An 18,564-nucleotide genomic window follows, 5' to 3' on the forward strand; every position below is an offset into this window, starting at 1 on the left:
GAATCCGATGTCGCTGCTGGCCAAACTGCGCAAGCCGGCGCACGCCGGGGCCGGTCACGACGTGACGACGATCGGCGACGTGCTCGTGGTGCACGCCGGGGACGGCGGTACCGAGGAAGCCCGCTCGCTAGCCGCGTCGCTGCCCGCCGATCCGGGGCACCAGGTGGTCGTGGCTGATCTGCCGCCGGAGTCCCCGGTCGAAGCGTGGCAGTCGCTCGCGGCCGCGCTGCCCGACGGGCACCGCCCCGTCCGGCTCGTTCCCGGCAGGCGTCCGCTCTACCTCGGCCCGCACGTCGGGCCGTGGCTCGCCGAGCGGATCGCCCGTCCGGTACTGGCGCCGTGCGGGCTGGTGATCGAGAGCCACGCGGGCCTGTTCGTCCACTATGGACCGAACACCGGCTGGGCGTGGTCCCGGCCGGGACGCGCGCCGGAGTGGGCCGCGAAGCGCTTCCCGCGCCCCGCGTGGGAGTCGGCCGAGTTCGCCGAAGTGCGGGCCTTGGGCGCGGGCGCCGTCGTCGAACCGCTGCCAGCCGGGGTGTGGATCCGGCCAGGTGGTCCTGACGGGGCTTTCGAGCGCGGGCGCGTCCGGCTGGTCAGGACGGTGCCGTGCCTGCTCGACGCGCCGACCATCGTGCTCGGCAGTCCCGGCCTGCCCGGTCTGGATCCGGCCGAGGTCAAGGAGTTCTGGCGCGCGCTGCCCGAGCGGATGCGGGCGACGGCGAGGTTCGTGGGGTTCGGCGGCCTGGCGGTGCCGGGCGAAGCACCGTTCGGGCAGGCGCTCGCGGACGTGCTCGGGACGCCGGTGCTGTGCTGCACCGGGATTCCGACCGGCTCGCCCGGTGTGCCCGACGTGTTCGCGGTGCGCCGGGACGGTTCGCACGGCTGGCGGCCCTTCGCGCGGGAGATCGCGTACCGTCCCGGTGACGCGCAGCCCCGGTTGTGCGCGCACCGGGCGCCGATCGCGGGCCTGCCCGAGGTCGCGCCGGGCGTCTACCGGTGTGCGCCGGACGCGGTGGTCGAGGTCGTCGAGGCCGGGCTGTGGATCCGGCCGCCCGGCGGGGCTTCCGACGTGGTCACCGCCAGGACCACGCCGCTGGATCCGGCACGCAACCTGGTGCGGTACGAGGCCGCGGATCCGGCGCGGGCCGAACGCATGCGGCAGGTGGCGGAAAGCGTGATCGGCCGTCTCGACTACCCGACCCGCCTCGTGACCGAGCTGGTGCCACTCGTGCCGCCGCCCGCTGAGACCCCGGTGGGCGCGGTCGCGGAGGATTCCGACGGGAACGCGCCGCTCTCGCCGCTGACGCGGCCCGTGTCGATGCCGGTGTCCGGGCCGCCCCTTTCCCGCATGGCCGCGCGACTCGCCGGAATCCAGGACCGCGAAACCCGCTGAGCTGCCCGTTCGCACGGCTGTCCGAAGTGGACAGGCCGCGGGTTCACCTTGCCGCGCAAGTCACCGACGAACTGCTGGTGCGGGACGTCAATGCCTCGCACCGGCTTATGAAAACCTTATACAGCGATCGTGAAGGCCCCGTGGAGCGCCGATCGTCATGCTGGTCGGGCGAGGGCAGGGAAGACAGGGGCAGGAATGAGCATTCCCGATCCGACCGCGTTGGATCTGCACGAAATGTTGCTGCGGCTGGCGGGCTGGGTACCGGACGACGTTCTGGTCGAGGCGCGCGGTTTCCTGGCGCACGGGCTGCACGGCGAGGTCGCCCACCTGGTGACCTTCGCCGGTACTCGGCGCGCGCTGCCGCTGACCGCCGACGATCTGGACATCCTCACGGATCTGTTGGAAGTGGACGGTGTCGACCTGCACGAGCTGGACACCGTCGGGCTGGTCGATCCCGGGACACCGCTGCCGTGGCGGTTCGCCCCGCTGCCCCCTTCCGGTGCGGGCGATCGCCGCGGTGTGACGCTCGCCGGTGCGCGCCTCGACGAGGACGTGGTCGCGGCGGTGGCGCACGAGCCAGCCGCGCGCCGCCTGTGGCAGGCGTGGCGGCGACCGGTGGACGACCCGCGGGCCCAGCCGTGTCCGGTCTACGTCGTGGAAGCGGACGACGCGCGCGTTCTTCCCGCGCTGACCGGCCGGGTGCAGGAGGCACTCGGCGTCGCCGGGGAACGGGTGCCGAGGGTGGAGGTCGTGCGCGCCGGCGGTGAAGTGCCCGCGTACCAGCGGATGGTGTGCTCGCGGGGGCGCGAGCTGTGGGCATCGGCGACCAAGGAGGTACTGGTAGCGCGGGTCTTCGACCTGGGGGAGTCCTCGGCTTGGCCGAGCTTCGCCGAGGATCACGCCCGGATCGTCGACGGCGCGGAGCGCGCGCGAATCCTGTCCTATTTGGACGCGGGGACGGAACTGGTGGTGACCACCGGTACCGGCGAGGACGTCGTGGATCCGGCGCGGGGCGCGGTCGTGCCGATGGGCCTGCGCACGGACGGAACCTGGATCTGGGCCGACGCGGCCGCCTACTACCTGCGGGAGCACCACCTCGCGCCCGATGCCCGGCTGCTGGCGCACATCCGGCGTTCCGGCGGGCTGCCGCCCGCGCTGGGCGCGGCGTCGCTGCTGCGCGTCACGGACGCGATGACCGATCCGTCGCGTGTGGAGTCGAGCTGGAGCATCGATGGCGCGTGACGCGGTGACTACGGGAAACCGGGGAGAATCAGTGAGCGAGTTGAAGCATCCGGCCGTGGACGCCGGTGCGGTGGTGGCCATCGCGGTGCACGCGTCGGATCCGATGACCGGGCTCGGCGCGACGACCATGCTCGCCGCCGACGCGCGGGTGAAGGTGCTCGCGGACACCGATGCGGCGCGGGCCGAGGTGATCGTGGTCGTCGAGGACGACGTCGATGACGGTGTTCTCACGTCCTTGCGCGAGATGCGTGCCGAGTCCGTCCTCGAATCGCCGCCCCGGTGCGTGGTCGTGACCGAACGCTTCCGCAGCGACGTCCTGATGGCCGCGCTCGAGTGCGGCATGACCGCGCTGGTGAAGCGGAGCACCGTCGAGGGCGACGAACTGGTGCGAACGGTCCTCGCGGTCAACCAGGGCGTGGCCTACCTGCCGCCCCGGTTGCAGGGGACCCTGCTGAGGAAGCTCGACCGGATGCAGCAGGACGTGTTGGAGCCCAACGGTTTCACGTTGTCCGGACTGTCCGCGCGGGAGCGCGACGTGCTGCGGATGGTGGCCGAGGGGTACGGCACGGACGAGATCGCCACCGCGCTCGCGTATTCGGAGAGCACGGTCAAGAACGTGCTCCACGGCATGATGAGCCGTTGTGGTCTGAACAACCGCGCGCACGCGGTCGCCTTCGCGATGCGCAGCGGCGCGATCTGAGCGTCCGAACCACGCGCTGACGTGATTTCGGATGGTGCGAACGGCGGTACCTCACGGCAGTTTTGCCCGAACGTACCGAGCTGTTCGTACGAACGCGCACCCGCCTGTGCGCTACCTTGCGTATGAAGCCGATCACCGCGCGGAAGTCCTTGCGGGACAGTGGTGTTTTCGGACCGTCTTGCTGGCGGAAATCCCCTGGGCCCGGAATTTCCGGGCCGACGCCGCGTACCGTTGTTTCCGGTGAGACTCCGCCTGGCTCGGTGGCAGGCGGCAGTGGATTCTTCCGGTTCGGGGGAGCGATCTCAGATGTCCGCAAGTGCACGACGGCATTCCGTTGCCAGCCGAATTCCGGATACCGATGTTCGGGCAAGGTCCTTGGCGGAACGGGCAACGCGATGAACTCGGCCCGGTGTTCGGCGTCTCCCGTTGCGACAGATGCGTTTTCACCGCGGACCAGAACCCCTGAGGCACGATCATGACCACTTTGGAAGAGCACATCCAGGCGCACGGCGCCGCGGTCCTGTCCTATGCCGTCAGGGTGACCGGGGACCGGCACCTCGCCGAGGACGTGGTGCAGGAGACCTGGTTGCGCGCGTGGCGCAATCTCGACCGGCTCACCGAGGACCGCGGTTCGGTGCGCGCGTGGCTGATCCGGGTCACCCACAACCTCGCCGTCGATCTGCACCGCAGCCGCCGGGCCCGGCCGGAAGAGGTCGAACTCGTCGACCACGCGTTGGAGGCGCTCACCCCGGTTTCCACGCCCTGCGAGGAAGTGGAGACGCGGATGGTCGTCGGCGCGGTGCTCGAAAACCTCTCGGCGCGGCACCGGCGGGCGGTGGTCGAGGTGTACTTCGCCGACCGCACGGCGTCCTCGGCGGCGGTCGCGCTGGGTGTACCGCCCGGCACCGTGAAGAGCCGGGTCCACAACGCACTCCGCACCCTGCGGGAAAACTTTCCCCAGCCGCTCGCCGAAATCGCCTGACCGGGTTTTCCTTCCTGTTTCCTGAATGTTTCCCGGAAGTGGCCAAGATTTGCGCGACGCGGGCGAAGGGAATCGTTTCCCGTGGATCCGCTGATCGGTCCGGTGCCGCACCGGGCCGCCGGGCGGCGGATCCACGCGGCGGTGCGCGCCGGGCGCTGACGGCGACTCGCTCGGTCGAATCGACCGGATCGTGAACCCCGGCGAGGGTCCCCGCCGTGTCGTAGGTGGCAGAGGAGGCATGGTGGAGGCAACGATCCAGGTCGGGCGGGTCGGCGCGGCCCTCGTGGTCGGCGACCCCGGTGCCGACCACGAAGCGATCGCGCTCGCGCGGGCGACGCGGCCCGAGCGGGGCCGGACCACGGTGGTGGTCGGCGCGTCGGCGGCGGACGCGGTGGCCAGGATCGACCCGTGGGTGATCGCCGACATCGCCGAGGCGGCGACCGGCAGCCTGCGGCTGGTGGCGCCCAAGCTCGCCGTGCCGGACGAGGACAAGACGTGGCCGCCCGCGCGGTTGCTGTCGGAGCTGCTCGGCACCGAGGTGGTGGTCCCCGAGCGGATGCCCATCGCGCTCCCGGACGGAAGCCTGTTCGTACCGGGGAACGGGGCGAGCTGGGTCGCTTACCGGTCGGGCGGGCCGCCGCAGCGGCTCGGGGCGCGGTTGCCCGTGCCGCCGTGGCAGCGGCACCTGCCCGTCGCGCTGCCGAAGGAGGTCACGCAGATCCCGTTCGGGCTCTGGGTGCGCGCCGAGGGGAGCCTGCCCCGGCCCGACGACGCGTTGTTCGGACAGGTTCCCGATCCGGACCGGATGTACGTCGTCATCGGCGCTCCCGGCGAGCCGTCGCCCACTCCGGAGGCCGTCGCGGGCGTGCTGCGCGCGCTGACCGAAGAAGGCCGCGATCGCGCGGTGCTCGCCCACTACGGCGCGACCGGCTCGCCCGAGGCGATCGCGGCGATGCTGGGCAGGCCGGTCCGCGTGGCGCACGGGGTCCCGTTCGACGGGCGCCCCGTGGTCGTCGACGAGTACGGGGACCGGGGCTGGCGGCCGTTCGCGGTGGAAAGCGTCCAGCTTCCCGAACGCGGGCCCGTGCTGGACAGGTGGGTCGCGCCGGGACCGGAGATGGTGCTGACCGGACCGGGGAGGTACCGGCTGGCCGACGACTGGGAAGCCCAGGTCGTGCCGCGCGGGTTGCTGGTCAAGCCGGAGTCGTTGCCGGTGGAGCCAGAATGGGACACCGGAACCGGTCCGGACGCCGAACTCGTGCTGGCCTCGGACCGCGAAGTACCCGACGCCGTGGTGTCCGCAGTGGACGAACTGGTCCGCCGCCTGCCCGAGGACGCGGCCGCGAACCTGCGGATCGTCCCGCTGACGCCGCCCGCGGCACAGGCGGCCCGGCGCCTCGAAGCTTCCGCGCGGATCGTGTGGCTCGCGGGGATGGAACCGGAAGAGGAGCCCCCACCCGAGGCGGCGCCCGCCGTGGGACTGGTGGTGACGGCGGACGGGCGGGTGCTGCCCGCCGAGCCGATCCTGGCCGCACCGGCCTGGGATTTCCGGGTGCCCCAAGGGGAAGCCGCCCTCGGCGCCGGGGAAGCCGCCGAAGAGTACGCGCCGGCAGCCGAGCCGAGGCGGCGGCGCTCGCGGCCGGACCTGGCGGCGGCGACGGCGGTCCCGGACACGACCGAGCGGGCCCCGTCGCACATCGAGTCCACTTTGTCCCCCGACGTGATCTCCGCCGCGGTCGAGGCCGAGGCGGAGCCCGCGTTCCTCCCGCAGGACCGGACCCCGCAGAGCCCGCACGCCCCCGCCGCCACCCCGATCGGACCTGGTTTACCCCCCTTGAGCCAGGTCTCCCCGAGTGGGCCGGTCCCTACCCCTTCGGGACCGGTCCACGAGGGCGGAACCACGCCGCCGCCGTTGAGCGCGGTCGAACCGGTTCCGCTGGCGAAGATCCAGAACGCGGTGCGGCGCGAGCAGACCCGCAACGCGGTCGCCGAATCCGTCGCCACGCCAACGGGTTCCGTGCGCCGCGCGGAACCGTTGCCCCCGCTGGTCGCCAGCGCGAAGTCGCGCACGGCGGAGCCATCGGTCGCGGCGAGCCCCAAGGCACCGGAGCCCAAGGCACCCGAGCCGAAGGCGCCGGAACCCGAAGCGAAGGCGTCACCGGCCGTGCGGACCGAGCAGGCGCCGCGGAACACCACGCCGGTGGAGGTTCCCGCGGACGCGCGGAGCACGCCCGAACAGCGCAAGAACGTCCGCGACGCGCTCGGTTCCCGGTACGACGTGGCCACGCGCGCGGTCACGAAACTGCTGTCCGAACGGCCGGGCCTGCGCGCGAACCGGGGCGAAGAAGCCGCGTTGCTGGCGGAACTGGCCGTGGTGCGCGTGTTCGGGGAGGAACCCGGAACGACCTACGACACCGATTTCCACGTGTGCCTGGCTGGCGGGCTGCGCAGGCTGCCGACGGTGCGGACCGTGGTGGTGCGGGGAATCCCCGACGACGCGGCCATCGCGCCGGGCGCCACGGTGCGGCTGCGCGAACCGCTCGTCGCGGCCCCGGCCGACGTCCCTGCCGCGACGGGCGGGACGGAGGCGCTGATCTGGGCGACCACGGCCCGCAGGCTGCACGGCCTGGTGCACGTGGCCGGTCCGGACCAGCTCGACGTTTCCCGCGACGTGGTGCTGCCGGGGCACACCCGCCTCACGGTGCTGGGGATCGAAGGCGGCCCGGTGCGCCGGATCCTGCTCGCCGAGGAAGGCAGTGACGGCGAGGAAGTGCTCGCCCGGTTGCGTGCCGCGGCCAAGGCGCGCGCGGCCGTCGAGCCGGATGGTGGTCCGGCCGCGCACGGCCGCTGGTACGGCCCGTTGCCCGCGGCCTGAGGTGAAAGAGGGTTCTTGGCTGATGGACACCGCAGTCGACCGGCAGCCGGAAGAGCTGCTCGATCCGGACGTGCACGACCAGTTGCTGTGGCTGGCCGGCCGCGCGCCGGACGGCTGGCTGGCCGTGGCGAGGGAAGAGCTCGGAGTCGGCGACCACGACCGGGTGGAGGAACTGCTCGCCGCGCTCGACCCGGTCCTCGACGCGCGCGCCCCGCGGCGGTACCGGTTCACCCCGGACGGCGACGTCCCGTACGAGGCGATCGACGCGGCCGTGGTCGAAGCCGTGCGAGGCGACGAAGAAACGGTGGCGTGCTGGGCGTCGATGCGGGACGGCGTCGACCGGGTCTACCTGGTGCAGGCCGAGTACGACGCCGATCTGGCCGGGATCACCCTGGACGTGCAGCGGGCCGTCGGCGAGGACGAGATCCCGCGCGTCGAGGTGTTCGCCCCGGACACCGCGCTGTCCTCGTACCACGAGACCGCGCTACTGGCGGCCGTGCTGCTGTGGACGCGGGATCCGTTCGGCGAGGTGAAGATCGCCCGCACCTTCGACGGGGCGTCCGCCGAATCCGGCCCGTGGTTCGCACCGTCGCACGAACTGGTGGCGGATCCCGGTGAACGGCAACGGCTTCTCGACTTCTTCGACGGCGGGGAAGTCCTGGTGGAAACCGAGGTGCGGATGACCGATCTGGTTTCCGGGTCCGCCGGTGCCGTGCCGTCGGGGCTGCGCACCGACGGCGGCTGGGTGTGGTCGGACGCGACGCGCTACTACCTCGAGCGGCACCTGCTCGCCCCCGACACCGAATTGGCCCGCTACGCGCTGGCGGCGCCGCCGGGTCGCACGCTTCTGTCCCCATTGGACCGCTACCGCGCGTTGACCGCGCTGAACCCGGAAAACGAGGAGGGCCCGCTATGGCCAGCAGGATGACCGGCACGCGGGCGATGCTGAGCGTTTCGCCGAGCGAGCCGGAATGCTTCCGCACCATCACCGACGCGATCGCCGCGGCCACCGACGGGGACGTCATCTCGGTGCGGCCCGGCGCCTACCACGAGTCGATCGTGCTGGACCGCGACATCAGCCTGTCCGGAGCCGGTACCCCTGGCCAGGTGCGCGTGGTGGGCGCCGGTGATCCGGTGCTGGCGCTCAACGCCGAGCACGCGAAGCTGTCCGGTATCGCGTTCGTGCACAGCGGCGGGGACATCGCGGTGGATCTGCGCGCCGGGGTGCTGGAAATGGGCGAGTGCGAGGTGTTCGCCGATTCCGAGGTCGCGATCACCGCGCGCGGCGGGACCGGGTTCAAGGCCAGCGACTGCGAGGTGCGCAACGCCGGTGGCGCCGGGCTACTGGTCTACGACCAGGCGCAGGCCGAACTGCAGGGGTGCACGTTCACCGCGATCACCAGCACGGCCGTGGTGTCGCGCACCGGCGGGATGCCGACGCTGATCGACTGCGTGATCAAAGACGTCGGAAGCGCGGTGCTGGTGGCCGCCCGCGGGCTCGGTGCCGTACGGCGCTGCCGCATCGACGAGATCGGTGAGAACGCGATCGTCGTCGAGCAGGACAGCGAGCTCGTCGTCACCGACACCGATGTGTCCAATGTGGAGGGTGTCGCGCTGCTGGCCGCCGAGTCGCGTCCCGTGCTGCGCGACTGCCGGATCAGCGAGGTCGAGGCGCAGGCCGTGGTGGCCGTGCGGAACGCCGTCGTGGACCTGGAACAGGTGTCGATCGCCCGCGCGGGCGGGTACGCGGTGCAGGCGCGCGACGGGGCCGTGGTGCACCTGTCGACCTGCTCCCTCAGCGAAGCCAAGCACGACACCGTGCTCGCGGACACCGACGCCGCGGTCAAGCTCGTCGGGTGCGAGATCAACGGCGGCGCGGGTGGCGGTGTCGTCGTCGACGGGCAGGCCGAGGCCTCGGTGTCGGACACCCGGATCACCCGGGTCTCCGCGGCGGGGATCTCCGCGCACGGCGAGGCCAAGCTCGCCGTCGACGGCGGCATGGTGAGCGAGAACGGTTCCGGGGTCGAGTGGGCGGGGCAGTCCACCGGCGGGATGATCGCCTGCACCGTGCGGGACAACGAACGCGAGGGCGTTCTGGTCTCGACCGACGAGCCGGTGGAGATCCGGGGCTGCCGGATCGACGGCAACGGCACGGACACGCGGTTCCGGGGCGCCAACGTGCTTTTCGACGAATCCGGGGCGCCTGCCGAACCCGCGCAGCCGCAGTTGTCCGTCGTGCCGTCCCGGCCGGGCGGACGCGACGACGATCTCGCCGCGGCGGGCGATTTCAGTGCCGCCGGTGAGCTGGAGACCCTCCTCGCCGAACTGGGTGACCTGGTGGGCTTGGACGGGGTGAAGCGCGAGGTCGAAACCCTGGTACGGCTGCACCAGATGGCGGGGCGGCGGGTGGCGGCGGGCCTGCCCTCGCCGCCGATGTCCCAGCACCTGGTGTTCACCGGGTCCCCTGGCACCGGCAAGACCACGGTCGCCCGGATGTACGGCCGCATCCTGACCGCGCTCGGCGTGCTGCGGAAGGGGCAGCTCGTCGAATGCGCGCGGCCCGATCTGGTCGCCGCCGTCGTCGGCGGGACGGCGATCAAGACCGCGGAAATGTTCGAAAAAGCGCTCGGCGGCGTGCTTTTCATCGACGAGGCGTACACCCTTTCGCAGGGTTCGGGTGGCAGCGGTCCTGATTTCGGTCGCGAAGCTATCGACACGCTGGTGAAGCTGATGGAGGACCATCGCGAGGACGTGGTGGTCATCGTGGCCGGGTACACCAACGACATGCGCCAGTTCCTGGCCGCGAACCCGGGGCTGTCCTCGCGTTTTTCCCGCACCATCGATTTCGCCGACTACTCCTCGTCGGAACTGGTCACCATCGTCGAGGGAATCTGCCAGCACAACCACTACCAGCTCGAGTTCGAAACCCGCTCGGAACTGCACAGCTATTTCACCGCGCTGCCGAGGGACGCCGCCTTCGGCAACGGCCGCACCGCGCGCAAGGTGTTCGAGGAAATGGTGGGACGGCAGGCGTATCGCCTCGGTGACGTCACGGAGGTGACCGCGGACCAGTTGACCAGGCTGCTGCCCGACGATCTCGGGCCGCTGCCGGGTGCCGCCGTCGGGGCCGGTGCCGGGAAGATCGACGAAGAGCGCGTCGAACAGCTCTTGGAAACGCTGCGCGGGCTGGTCGGGCTGGCCGAGGTGAAGGCGGAGGTCGCGGCCATGGTCGACCTGCTGGCTTCGGCGCGGCGCCGCGCCGCCTACGGGCTGCCCTCGCCGCCGGTGGGCAGGCACCTGGTCTTCGCCGGGCCGCCGGGGACCGGCAAGACCACGATCGCCCGGCTCTACGGCTCGTTGCTGGCCGCGATGGGTGTGCTGGCGCAGGGGCAGGTCACCGAGGTCGCGCGCGCGGACCTGGTCGGCGAGTACGTCGGGCACACCGCGCGGCGGACCACCGAGGCGTTCGACCGGGCCCGCGGTGGCGTGCTGTTCATCGACGAGGCGTACGCGCTGTCCTCGGGCAGTGGGAGCGGCAGCGGCCACGACTTCGGCCGCGAGGCCATCGACACCTTGGTGAAGCTGATGGAGGACCACCGCGACGAGGTCGTGGTGATCGCCGCCGGGTACGAGCGGGAGATGGCCGGGTTCATCGCCGCCAACCCCGGGCTGTCTTCGCGGTTCTCGCACCGGATCCGGTTCGCGGACTACAGCGCCGACGAACTCGTCACCATCTTCAACCAGCACGCCGACACGTCCGGGTACGAGTGCACCGGGCCCACCGTGGCGGCCCTGCGCGCGCACTTCGCGGCGGTCCACCGCGGCACTTCCTTCGGCAACGGCCGGTACGCCCGCCAGGTGCTCGATTCGGCCATCGCCTCGCACGCCCGGCGCACCCGCAGCATCCAGAACCCGACGATGGACGATCTCTGCGTGCTGCTCCCCTCGGACATCCCGGCGCCGCACCGTCCACAGGGGATGCCCGCGCGAGCCGGAGCCGAGGCGGGCTGAAAGGTCCTTCGCGCCCCGAAAGTGCCTTGAGGGCAGCTATGGTCTCGAACGTCACTTTCGGGGCAGGCGCGTTCCGGCCGGAAAACACCTGTGCGGGTTCTCCCCGGCCGGAACCGGGGAAAACCCGCACAGCGGTGCTGGACGACTAGATCTTGGTGTAGTTGAAAGAGGTGAAGGTGTACTTGGTCGTGACGGACGTCGGCCCGTTGTTCGCGTGGTCCAGCGTGGTGGCGAAAAAGGCGGGGTTGTCCGTGCGCTGGACCTCGAGATAGAAGGTCTCGCCGGGATCGACCTGGCCTTCCCAGCACTGCCCGTAGGAGAGCACGAAGGACGAGAAGCCGCCGCGGTCGGGGAAAGTGGACTGCACGGTGTAGTCGCTGCCGTGGTTGCAGATCTTGAACGGCACGCTCTGGGTCGTCGCGGCCTGTGCGGTTCCCGGCACCACGCCGACGGCGACGGCGCCGAGTGCCGCGGCACCGAGGAAGATCTTCTTGGTCGCGGAAGGCATCGTGAGTAATTTCCTTTCACCTGAAATTGAGCGATCCGGTAAATGTGACACCAGATTTGCAGCGCGTGCGACCGTCGCGCAATGCGATCGCCGTGACCGTGCCTGTCCGGAGAAAAATCGGTAACCGAGTGGGCAGTGGTTCTGTTGCTATCCGCCGAAACCGATGCCGCTCTCGTTCGCGTCACCGCGGACGAGTGGAAGCGACGAAGTGGACGGACCCGGTGCCCCCGCCCCCGGTTTGTGCGTGCCGGAGGGAAGGAGGAACAGCAGGGTGGTGACCGCGGCGATCACCACCAGGACACTCGCGGTGATGACCGGCACGAGCCATTTCTTGCGCGGTGGCTCCGCGATGTAGCTCTCGTCGGAGGCGAGCGGCGGCAGCGGCCTGACGAAAGGCAGTGCCACGGTGTCCTGTTCGACCGGCGGTGCCGACGAGGAAGGCGCCACCGGAGCGGGTGCCTTGGCGGGGGCGGCGGGTCTGGTCGCCGCGATGGCCGCGGCGCCGAGCGCGACGGTGAACTTGGGGTGCAGGGTGACCCGGACCGGCTTGCCGAACTCCCCGAACACCATTTCGGTCACCAGCGGGATCCGGGAGGAACCGCCGGTGAGCAGGATCGCGGCGAGGTCGTCGATCTTCAGTCCCGCCGACGTGACGGTGCGCCGGAGCGCGTCGATGGTCGACCGGACCGAGGGTTCGATCATCGCGTTGAAATCGGTGCGGGAAACGGAAATCTCCCGCGCGCCCGAGGGCAGCGGGACGGACAGCCTCGCTTCCGGCTCGACGGACAGGGTTTCCTTCGTCTTGGTGCACAGCGCGCGGATGGCGCTCAGCGCGGCCGCCGAGGCGGGGTCCGCCGGGTCGAGCGCGCTGATCGCGCCGCCGAGCCGTTCGTCGAGGTTGGTGAACAGCACGTCGTCGAAGTCGATACCGCCGAGGTGCTCGATCCCTTCGGGGGTGCCGAGGATTTCCATGCCGCCGGGGCGGATGCGCAGGATCGTGGTGTCGAACGTGCCGCCACCGAGATCGTAGACCGCGACGGTTTCGCCGTCGCCGAGCCTGCGTTCCCGGCTGTAGTGGGTGGCCGCCGCTTCCGGCTCGGTCACCAGCCGGTAGTCGTGGACACCGGCCAGCCGCGGGACTTCGGCGAAGTGTTCGCGGCGGTAGGGACCCCACACGGCCGGGCAGGTCAGCACGACCGATTCCGGTGGCTCGCCCTGTTTCCTGGCGACCTCGGTGAGCACGTCGCGCAGTTGCGCGGCCATCAGCTCGGGCGGGGAAAAGCGCGCTCGCCCGACGGGCAGCGGGGAAGGGTCGCCGAGCCTGCGCTTGAAACCGCGGGCGAGTGCGGCGGGACCGGCGGCGCGCGCCAGTGCGGCGGTACCGGTCAGCAGCGATCCGTCCGGCGCGGTGCCCGCCACCGAGGGCACCACGACCCGCGGCGACAACGGCACGACGGTCACCCCGCCGGACCCGCCCGCGGCCGCCGAAGTGAACGAGGTCCCCAGATCGATGCCAACGCCATACCCCACGGCATGTCCCTTCGTCACACGCATGCCCCTGCGTGGAGGTTACGGCGATACGGCTTCCGCATCTCCTCCGGCGAGCGAAGAGGCAGTGTTTCGTGTCCGTTCGCGCGGTACGGCGCCGGTTCGCTCCGGCCGACTGAACCGGTTCGGCGGTGCGGGCCGTGTGGTGTGTGAGTACCACACGCCGTGAGGAGTCGACGCGATGACGACGACGCTTTTCCGCCGCCCTGGGCGGGAGAAGCCGCCGGAGATGCCGACCGGTGAGCTGTCCATCGAGGAACCGCCGACCCTGCCGGAAAGCGGTGGCAGCAAGGACATCATGTCCTCGCTGATGGTCATGCCGATGATGATGGGCACCGGCGTGTTCATGCTCGTCTACATGGGACGGTCGAACCCGTGGCTCGGCGTCGGCATGTTCGGCCTGATGCTGCTCATGGCCGTGGGCATGTTCCTGATGCAGATGGGCAGGGGCGGGGCCGAGCGGCGGCACAAGCTGCGCGGCGACCGCAAGGACTACCTCCGCTACCTCGGCCAGATCCGCAAGCAGGTGCGGACCGCCGCGGTCGACCAGCGCGCCGCGCTGTCGTGGCGCCATCCCGACCCGGCAGGGCTGTGGTCGGTCGCGATGACCAGCCGCCTCTGGGAACGCCGCGCGGCGCACGCCGACTTCGCCGAGGTGCGGCTCGGCACCGGCCCGCAACGGCTCGCGCTGAAGGTGACACCGCCGTCGAGCAAACCGATCCAGGACCTCGAACCCCTCGCCGCCCGCTCGCTGCGCCGGTTCATCAACGCCTACACCACGGTCTCGAACCTGCCGATGGCGTTGTTCCTGCGCGGGTTCTTCCGGATCCGCTTCAGCGGTGACGCCGACGCGATCCGCGGCACCGTCCGGTCGATGCTGGCCCAGCTCACCACCTTCCATTCCCCGGAGGACCTGCGGGTCGCGGTGTGCGCGTCCCCAGACCTCGCGGAGTCGTGGGAATGGGTGAAGTGGCTGCCGCACGCGCAGCACCCGCAGGAGCAGGACGACGCCGGTCAGGTGCGGTTGCTCGCGGACGGCGTGGACGCGCTGACCGAACTGCTCGACGCAGAGCTCGGCGAGCGGGGCCGGTTCGAGGCGGCCGCTTCGCCGAACCGCGAAGAGCCCTACGTCGTGATCGTGCTGGACGGGGTGACCGTGCCCGCCGAGTCGCGGCTCGCGGGCGCGGGGTACCGCAACGCGATCGTGCTCGACCTCAGCGGCGGGCTGGAGGAGGTCACCGGCGCCACGGCGCTGCGGCTGGACGTGTCCTCGAAACAGGTCGAAATGGTGCGCACCAACCGCACTGGCAAACAGGTGCGCACCCCGCTGTGCACCCCGGACCTGCTCAGCGTGCCCAGGGCGGCCGCGCTCGCACGCGTCGTTTCGCCCTACCGGCTCGGGGGCGGCACGACCGACGTCGCCGAGCCGATGCAGACGAACTTCGAACTGCCGCGCCTGCTCGGCATCACCGATCTCGACGACTGGGACCCGAGGGCGGTCGCGCGGACCGGGCTCACCAGGGACCGGTTCCGCATCCCGCTGGGCATCGCCGAGGACGGCACGCCGGTCGAACTGGACATCAAGGAATCCGCGCAGGGCGGGATGGGCCCGCACGGGCTGCTCATCGGCGCCACCGGGTCCGGGAAGTCCGAGCTGCTGCGCACGCTCGTGCTCGGCATGACGATGACCCACTCCTCGGAGATCCTGAACTTCGTCCTCGTGGACTTCAAGGGCGGCGCCACGTTCCTCGGCCTGGACAAGTTGCCGCACGTGTCCGCGCTGATCACCAACCTCGCCGACGAGGCGCCACTGGTCACCCGCATGCAGGACGCGCTGCACGGGGAACTGGTGCGCAGGCAGGAACTGCTGCGCTCGGCGGGAAACTACGCTTCCTTGCTGGACTACGAAAAAGCGCGGCTGTCCGGCACCCCGCTTGACCCGCTGCCGACGCTGTTCGTCATCGTCGACGAGTTCAGCGAGCTGCTCCAGTCCAATCCGGACTTCGCCGAGCTGTTCGTGATGATCGGGCGGCTGGGCCGTTCGCTCGGCGTGCACCTGCTGCTCGCCAGCCAGCGCATCGACGACGGCCGCATGCACAAGCTGGAAAGCCACCTGTCCTACCGGATCAGCCTGCGCACGTTCTCCGCGATGGAAAGCCGCTCGGTGATCGGGGTTCCCGACGCCTACCAGCTCCCCGCCGCGCCCGGCAACGGCTTCATCCGCACCGACGTCGCGATGCTGGTGCGGTTCAAGGCGGCCTACGTCTCCGGCCAGCACCGGCGGCGCACGCGCGAGGAGCGCCAGGAGGAGGTGCGGCGCCAGGTCGTCCTCTTCGGCATGCACAAGCAGGTTCGCGACGAACCGCTGCCGCCCCCGGTACTGGACGACGAAACCCCGGACACCGGCGTCGACCGCGCCGCCACCGGCGAATCGGTGCTGGATGTGACGGTCGAGAAGCTGCTGGACCACGGGCCGCCCGCGCACCAGGTGTGGCTGCCGCCGCTCGAGGACCCGCCCGCGCTGGACCACCTGCTGCCGCCGCTGGAGATGGACCCGGCCCGCGGGCTCATCGCGCGGGACTGGCCGGGGTGCGGGCGGCTGGAGGTCCCGATCGGCGTGGTGGACAAGCCGTTCGAGCAGCTTCGCGATCTGTACCTTGTGGACTTGGCGGGCGCGGGCGGGAACGTCGGCATCGCGGGCGGCCCGCAGGCGGGCAAGAGCACGTTGCTGCGCAACCTGATCGCCGCGCTGGCGTTGACGCACTCGCCGGCCGAGGTGCAGTTCTACTGCCTTGACTTCGGTGGTGGCACGCTCGCCGCGCTGGAGCGGCTGCCGCACGTCGGCGGTGTCGCGGCGCGGATGGAGGAGGAACAGGTCGCGCGGACGATCGCGGAGGTCCAGACGCTGCTCGCGCACCGCGAGCGGTTGTTCTCCGAGCACCGGGTGGCGGGGATGGCCGCCTACCGCGAACGCCGCGCGGCGGGCGAGTTCGCCGACGAACCGCACGGCGACGTGTTCCTGGTCGTGGACGGCTGGGGCCTGCTGCGCACCGATTTCGAACAGCACGACATGTCGTTGCGGCAGCTCGCCCAGCGCGGCCTCGCCTACGGCGTGCACCTGATGATTACCGCCAACCGCTGGTCGGACGTCCACAGTGGACTGCGCGACCAGCTCGGCACCCGGGTGGAACTGCGGCTCGGCGACTCCATCGACTCGATGATCAACATGCGGGCGGCGGCGCAGGTGCCGCAGATCCCCGGCCGCGGGCTGACCGCCGACCAGCGGCACTTCCTCGGCGGGGTGCCGCGCGTCGACGGCATGGTCGGCACCGCCGCTCTGCAACAGGCGACCGCCGACCTGGTGGCCGCGGTCCGCGACGCGTGGCGCGGCCCGAACGCACCGGCCGTGCGCATGCTTCCCGCGGTGCTGCCCGCCGCGGAACTGCCCGATCCGGAGCCGGGTCCGCGCGTCCCGCTCGGCGCGGGCGAGCTCGACCTGATGCCGGTGTGGCACGACTTCCGGACCAGCCCGCACCTGACGATCGTCGGCGACAGCGGCAGCGGGAAGACCGGCGCGCTGCGGCTCATCACGCGCGCGATCACCGGTGTGTACGGGCCGGACGAACTCCGCGTCATCGTCATCGACCCGCGCCGGACCTTGCTGGAATCGGTTCCCGAGGACTACCGCGAAGGACTGGCCGTCGCCATGGGCGCCGCCGAGACACTCGTCAACGAGGTGGCGGCGCGGTTGAAGGAACGGGTGCCCGGTGCCGACATCTCCCCTGCGCAGCTACGTCGGCGGGACTGGTGGAGCGGGCCGGAGTACTTCGTGCTGGTCGACGACTACGACCTGGTGCTCAGCGGGATGGGCGGCCCGCTCGACGCGATGATGGAGCTGATCCCGCAGGCCGGGGACATCGGCCTGCACCTCGTCGTCGCGCGGGCGGGCGCGGGTGCCGGCCGCACGAGCATGGATTCGGTGATCCGCCGCATGCAGGAGTCCAACAGCCCGGAGCTGACGTTGTCGATGCCACCGGGGGAGATGCCGTTGCTCAACGGCGCGCGGGGCAGGCAGCTCCCGCCGGGACGCGCGGTGCTGGCCAGCCGCCGCGAAGGCATCGGCCTGCAGATCGGCTGGCTGGACGAGGTGGCGGAATGAAGCGGGTACTGACGATCGCGGCCGCGGCGGCGCTGGCGTTGTCGGTGGCGCCGCCGTCCTTCGCCGCGGGGGACGACGAGCCGACCGGTCAGTGCGCTCCGCCCGCGAAAACGGTGATACCGCAGGAATCGTGGGCGCAGAAGCGCATCGCCGCCGACCGGGCGTGGCCGCTCACCACCGGCTCCGGCGTGGTCGCGGTGATCGACACCGGGGTCGCCGCCGGTGCGCAGGGGCTCAGCGGTGCCGTGCTGCCGGGCACCGACCTGCGCGGCGGGAAAGGGGACGGCGACTGCTTCGGGCGGGGCACGTTCATCGCCGGGCTGATCGCCGCGCGGCCCGGCACCGGGCCGTTCGTCGGGGTCGCGCCGGGGTCCCGGATCTACCCGGTCCGGGTGAGCGACGACCCGCCCAAGATCCAGGACCACGCGGGCCTTTCGCGCGATATCGGGCAGGGCATCAAGTCCGCTGTGGACGGTGGCGCCACGGTCGTCGCGGTGGGCCTGCAGGCCACCATCGGCACGCCCGAACTGCAGCAGGCCGTCGAGTACGCGGCCTCGAAGGACGCGGTGGTGATCGCCCCCGCGGTCGTGCCGAAGCAGGGCCAGTTGGCTTTTCCCGCAAGGCTTCCCGGTGTCGTTTCGGTGGCGCCGCTGACCTCGGGCGGACCGGTCACCAACCAGCCCTACGGCGCCGATCCGTCGGTGGCCGCGCCCGCGGGCGATCTGGTCAGCGTCGCCCCCGAAGGGACCGGCAACCGCGCGGGCTCCGGCACGGAACTCGGCGTCGGCTACGTCGCGGGCACCGCCGCGCTCATCCGCACCTACTACCCGACCCTGTCCGCCGCGCAGGTCAGGGACCGCCTGCTGCGGACGGCGGATCACCCGAGCGCGCAGCTACCCGACAAGTACGTCGGCTACGGCGTGGTCGACCCGTACGCCGCGGTGAGCACCGTGCTCGACAACGACGCGCCCGTCCACCCCGCGGCGGAACAGCTCCCCATCACGCTGCCGAAGGAACGGGACCCGGAACCGTCCAACCGGGCGATGTGGTTCGCCGGTATCGCCGGTGCCGTGGCGCTGCTGATCGCCGGGCCCGCCGTGATCGTGACCGCGGAGAAGAAGCGCAGGGTGAACAAGTCCACATAGG

At 71.4% G+C, this 18,564-nt stretch carries 11 protein-coding genes; 9 read left to right on the forward strand and 2 right to left on the reverse strand.

Annotated features, from left to right (window positions below; all coding sequences use genetic code 11):
- Nucleotides 1–7 precede the first annotated feature (7 nt).
- The 7 genes from HUW46_RS31120 (at nt 8) to HUW46_RS31150 (ending at nt 11,203) form a co-directional block, all read left to right on the forward strand.
- Nucleotides 8–1,393 carry a hypothetical protein gene (locus HUW46_RS31120; RefSeq protein ID WP_215542330.1) on the forward strand — a complete coding sequence of 462 codons (1,386 nt, stop codon included), beginning with the start codon at nt 8–10 and terminating at the stop codon, nt 1,391–1,393.
- Between the two features lie 195 nt (nt 1,394–1,588).
- A complete protein-coding gene (locus HUW46_RS31125; protein ID WP_215542331.1) occupies nt 1,589–2,635 on the forward strand; it encodes a hypothetical protein in 1,047 nt (348 codons plus the stop codon).
- A 31-nt stretch (nt 2,636–2,666) separates the two neighbouring features.
- Nucleotides 2,667–3,335 carry a helix-turn-helix transcriptional regulator gene (locus tag HUW46_RS31130; protein WP_331477158.1) on the forward strand — a complete coding sequence of 223 codons (669 nt, stop codon included), beginning with the start codon at nt 2,667–2,669 and terminating at the stop codon, nt 3,333–3,335.
- Nucleotides 3,336–3,810: 475 nt separating this feature from the next.
- Nucleotides 3,811–4,317, forward strand: coding sequence for a sigma-70 family RNA polymerase sigma factor (locus HUW46_RS31135; protein WP_215542333.1), 507 nt, complete (start codon nt 3,811–3,813; stop codon nt 4,315–4,317).
- A 238-nt stretch (nt 4,318–4,555) separates the two neighbouring features.
- Complete coding sequence (locus HUW46_RS31140) at nt 4,556–7,192, forward strand: hypothetical protein (RefSeq protein WP_215542334.1); 2,637 nt, start codon at nt 4,556–4,558, stop codon at nt 7,190–7,192.
- A gap of 22 nt (nt 7,193–7,214) precedes the next feature.
- On the forward strand, nt 7,215–8,120 hold the full coding sequence (locus HUW46_RS31145; RefSeq protein WP_215542335.1) for a hypothetical protein: 906 nt from the start codon (nt 7,215–7,217) through the stop codon (nt 8,118–8,120).
- Nucleotides 8,105–11,203, forward strand: coding sequence for an AAA family ATPase (locus HUW46_RS31150; RefSeq protein WP_215542336.1), 3,099 nt, complete (start codon nt 8,105–8,107; stop codon nt 11,201–11,203). The genes HUW46_RS31145 and HUW46_RS31150 overlap by 16 nt, the downstream gene beginning before the upstream one ends.
- A 145-nt stretch (nt 11,204–11,348) precedes the next feature.
- Here the strand turns inward: HUW46_RS31150 and HUW46_RS31155 are convergent, their stop codons facing one another.
- Both HUW46_RS31155 and HUW46_RS31160 read right to left on the reverse strand, forming a co-directional pair.
- On the reverse strand, nt 11,349–11,711 hold the full coding sequence (locus HUW46_RS31155) for a hypothetical protein (protein WP_215542337.1): 363 nt from the start codon (nt 11,709–11,711) through the stop codon (nt 11,349–11,351).
- A 147-nt stretch (nt 11,712–11,858) separates the two neighbouring features.
- Nucleotides 11,859–13,241, reverse strand: a complete 1,383-nt coding sequence (locus HUW46_RS31160) for an Hsp70 family protein (RefSeq protein ID WP_215542338.1) — start codon at nt 13,239–13,241, stop codon at nt 11,859–11,861.
- A gap of 199 nt (nt 13,242–13,440) precedes the next feature.
- Between HUW46_RS31160 and eccCa the strand changes: the two genes are divergently transcribed.
- Together eccCa and HUW46_RS31170 are read left to right on the forward strand one after the other, a co-directional pair.
- Nucleotides 13,441–17,418 (forward strand): type VII secretion protein EccCa, encoded by a 3,978-nt coding sequence (gene eccCa, locus HUW46_RS31165; RefSeq protein ID WP_215542339.1) that lies wholly within the window; start codon nt 13,441–13,443, stop codon nt 17,416–17,418.
- Entirely contained in the window at nt 17,415–18,563 is a 1,149-nt protein-coding gene (locus HUW46_RS31170) for a S8 family serine peptidase (protein ID WP_215542340.1), read from the forward strand. The genes eccCa and HUW46_RS31170 overlap by 4 nt, the downstream gene beginning before the upstream one ends.
- Nucleotide 18,564 lies beyond the last annotated feature (1 nt).

It is taken from the genome of Amycolatopsis sp. CA-230715 (genome assembly GCF_018736145.1).
GTDB lineage: Bacteria > Actinomycetota > Actinomycetes > Mycobacteriales > Pseudonocardiaceae > Amycolatopsis.

Excerpts from the sequence above, each read along its gene's own strand:
- HUW46_RS31120 (WP_215542330.1), top strand. The coding sequence starts at position 8 with ATGTCGCTGCTGGCCAAACTGCGCAAGCCGGCGCACGCCGGGGCCGGT.
- HUW46_RS31125 (WP_215542331.1), top strand. The coding sequence starts at position 1,589 with ATGAGCATTCCCGATCCGACCGCGTTGGATCTGCACGAAATGTTGCTG.
- HUW46_RS31135 (WP_215542333.1), top strand. The coding sequence starts at position 3,811 with ATGACCACTTTGGAAGAGCACATCCAGGCGCACGGCGCCGCGGTCCTG.
- HUW46_RS31140 (WP_215542334.1), top strand. The coding sequence starts at position 4,556 with ATGGTGGAGGCAACGATCCAGGTCGGGCGGGTCGGCGCGGCCCTCGTG.
- HUW46_RS31145 (WP_215542335.1), top strand. The coding sequence starts at position 7,215 with ATGGACACCGCAGTCGACCGGCAGCCGGAAGAGCTGCTCGATCCGGAC.
- HUW46_RS31150 (WP_215542336.1), top strand. The coding sequence starts at position 8,105 with ATGGCCAGCAGGATGACCGGCACGCGGGCGATGCTGAGCGTTTCGCCG.
- HUW46_RS31155 (WP_215542337.1), bottom strand. The coding sequence starts at position 11,711 with ATGCCTTCCGCGACCAAGAAGATCTTCCTCGGTGCCGCGGCACTCGGC.
- eccCa (WP_215542339.1), top strand. The coding sequence starts at position 13,441 with ATGACGACGACGCTTTTCCGCCGCCCTGGGCGGGAGAAGCCGCCGGAG.
- HUW46_RS31170 (WP_215542340.1), top strand. The coding sequence starts at position 17,415 with ATGAAGCGGGTACTGACGATCGCGGCCGCGGCGGCGCTGGCGTTGTCG.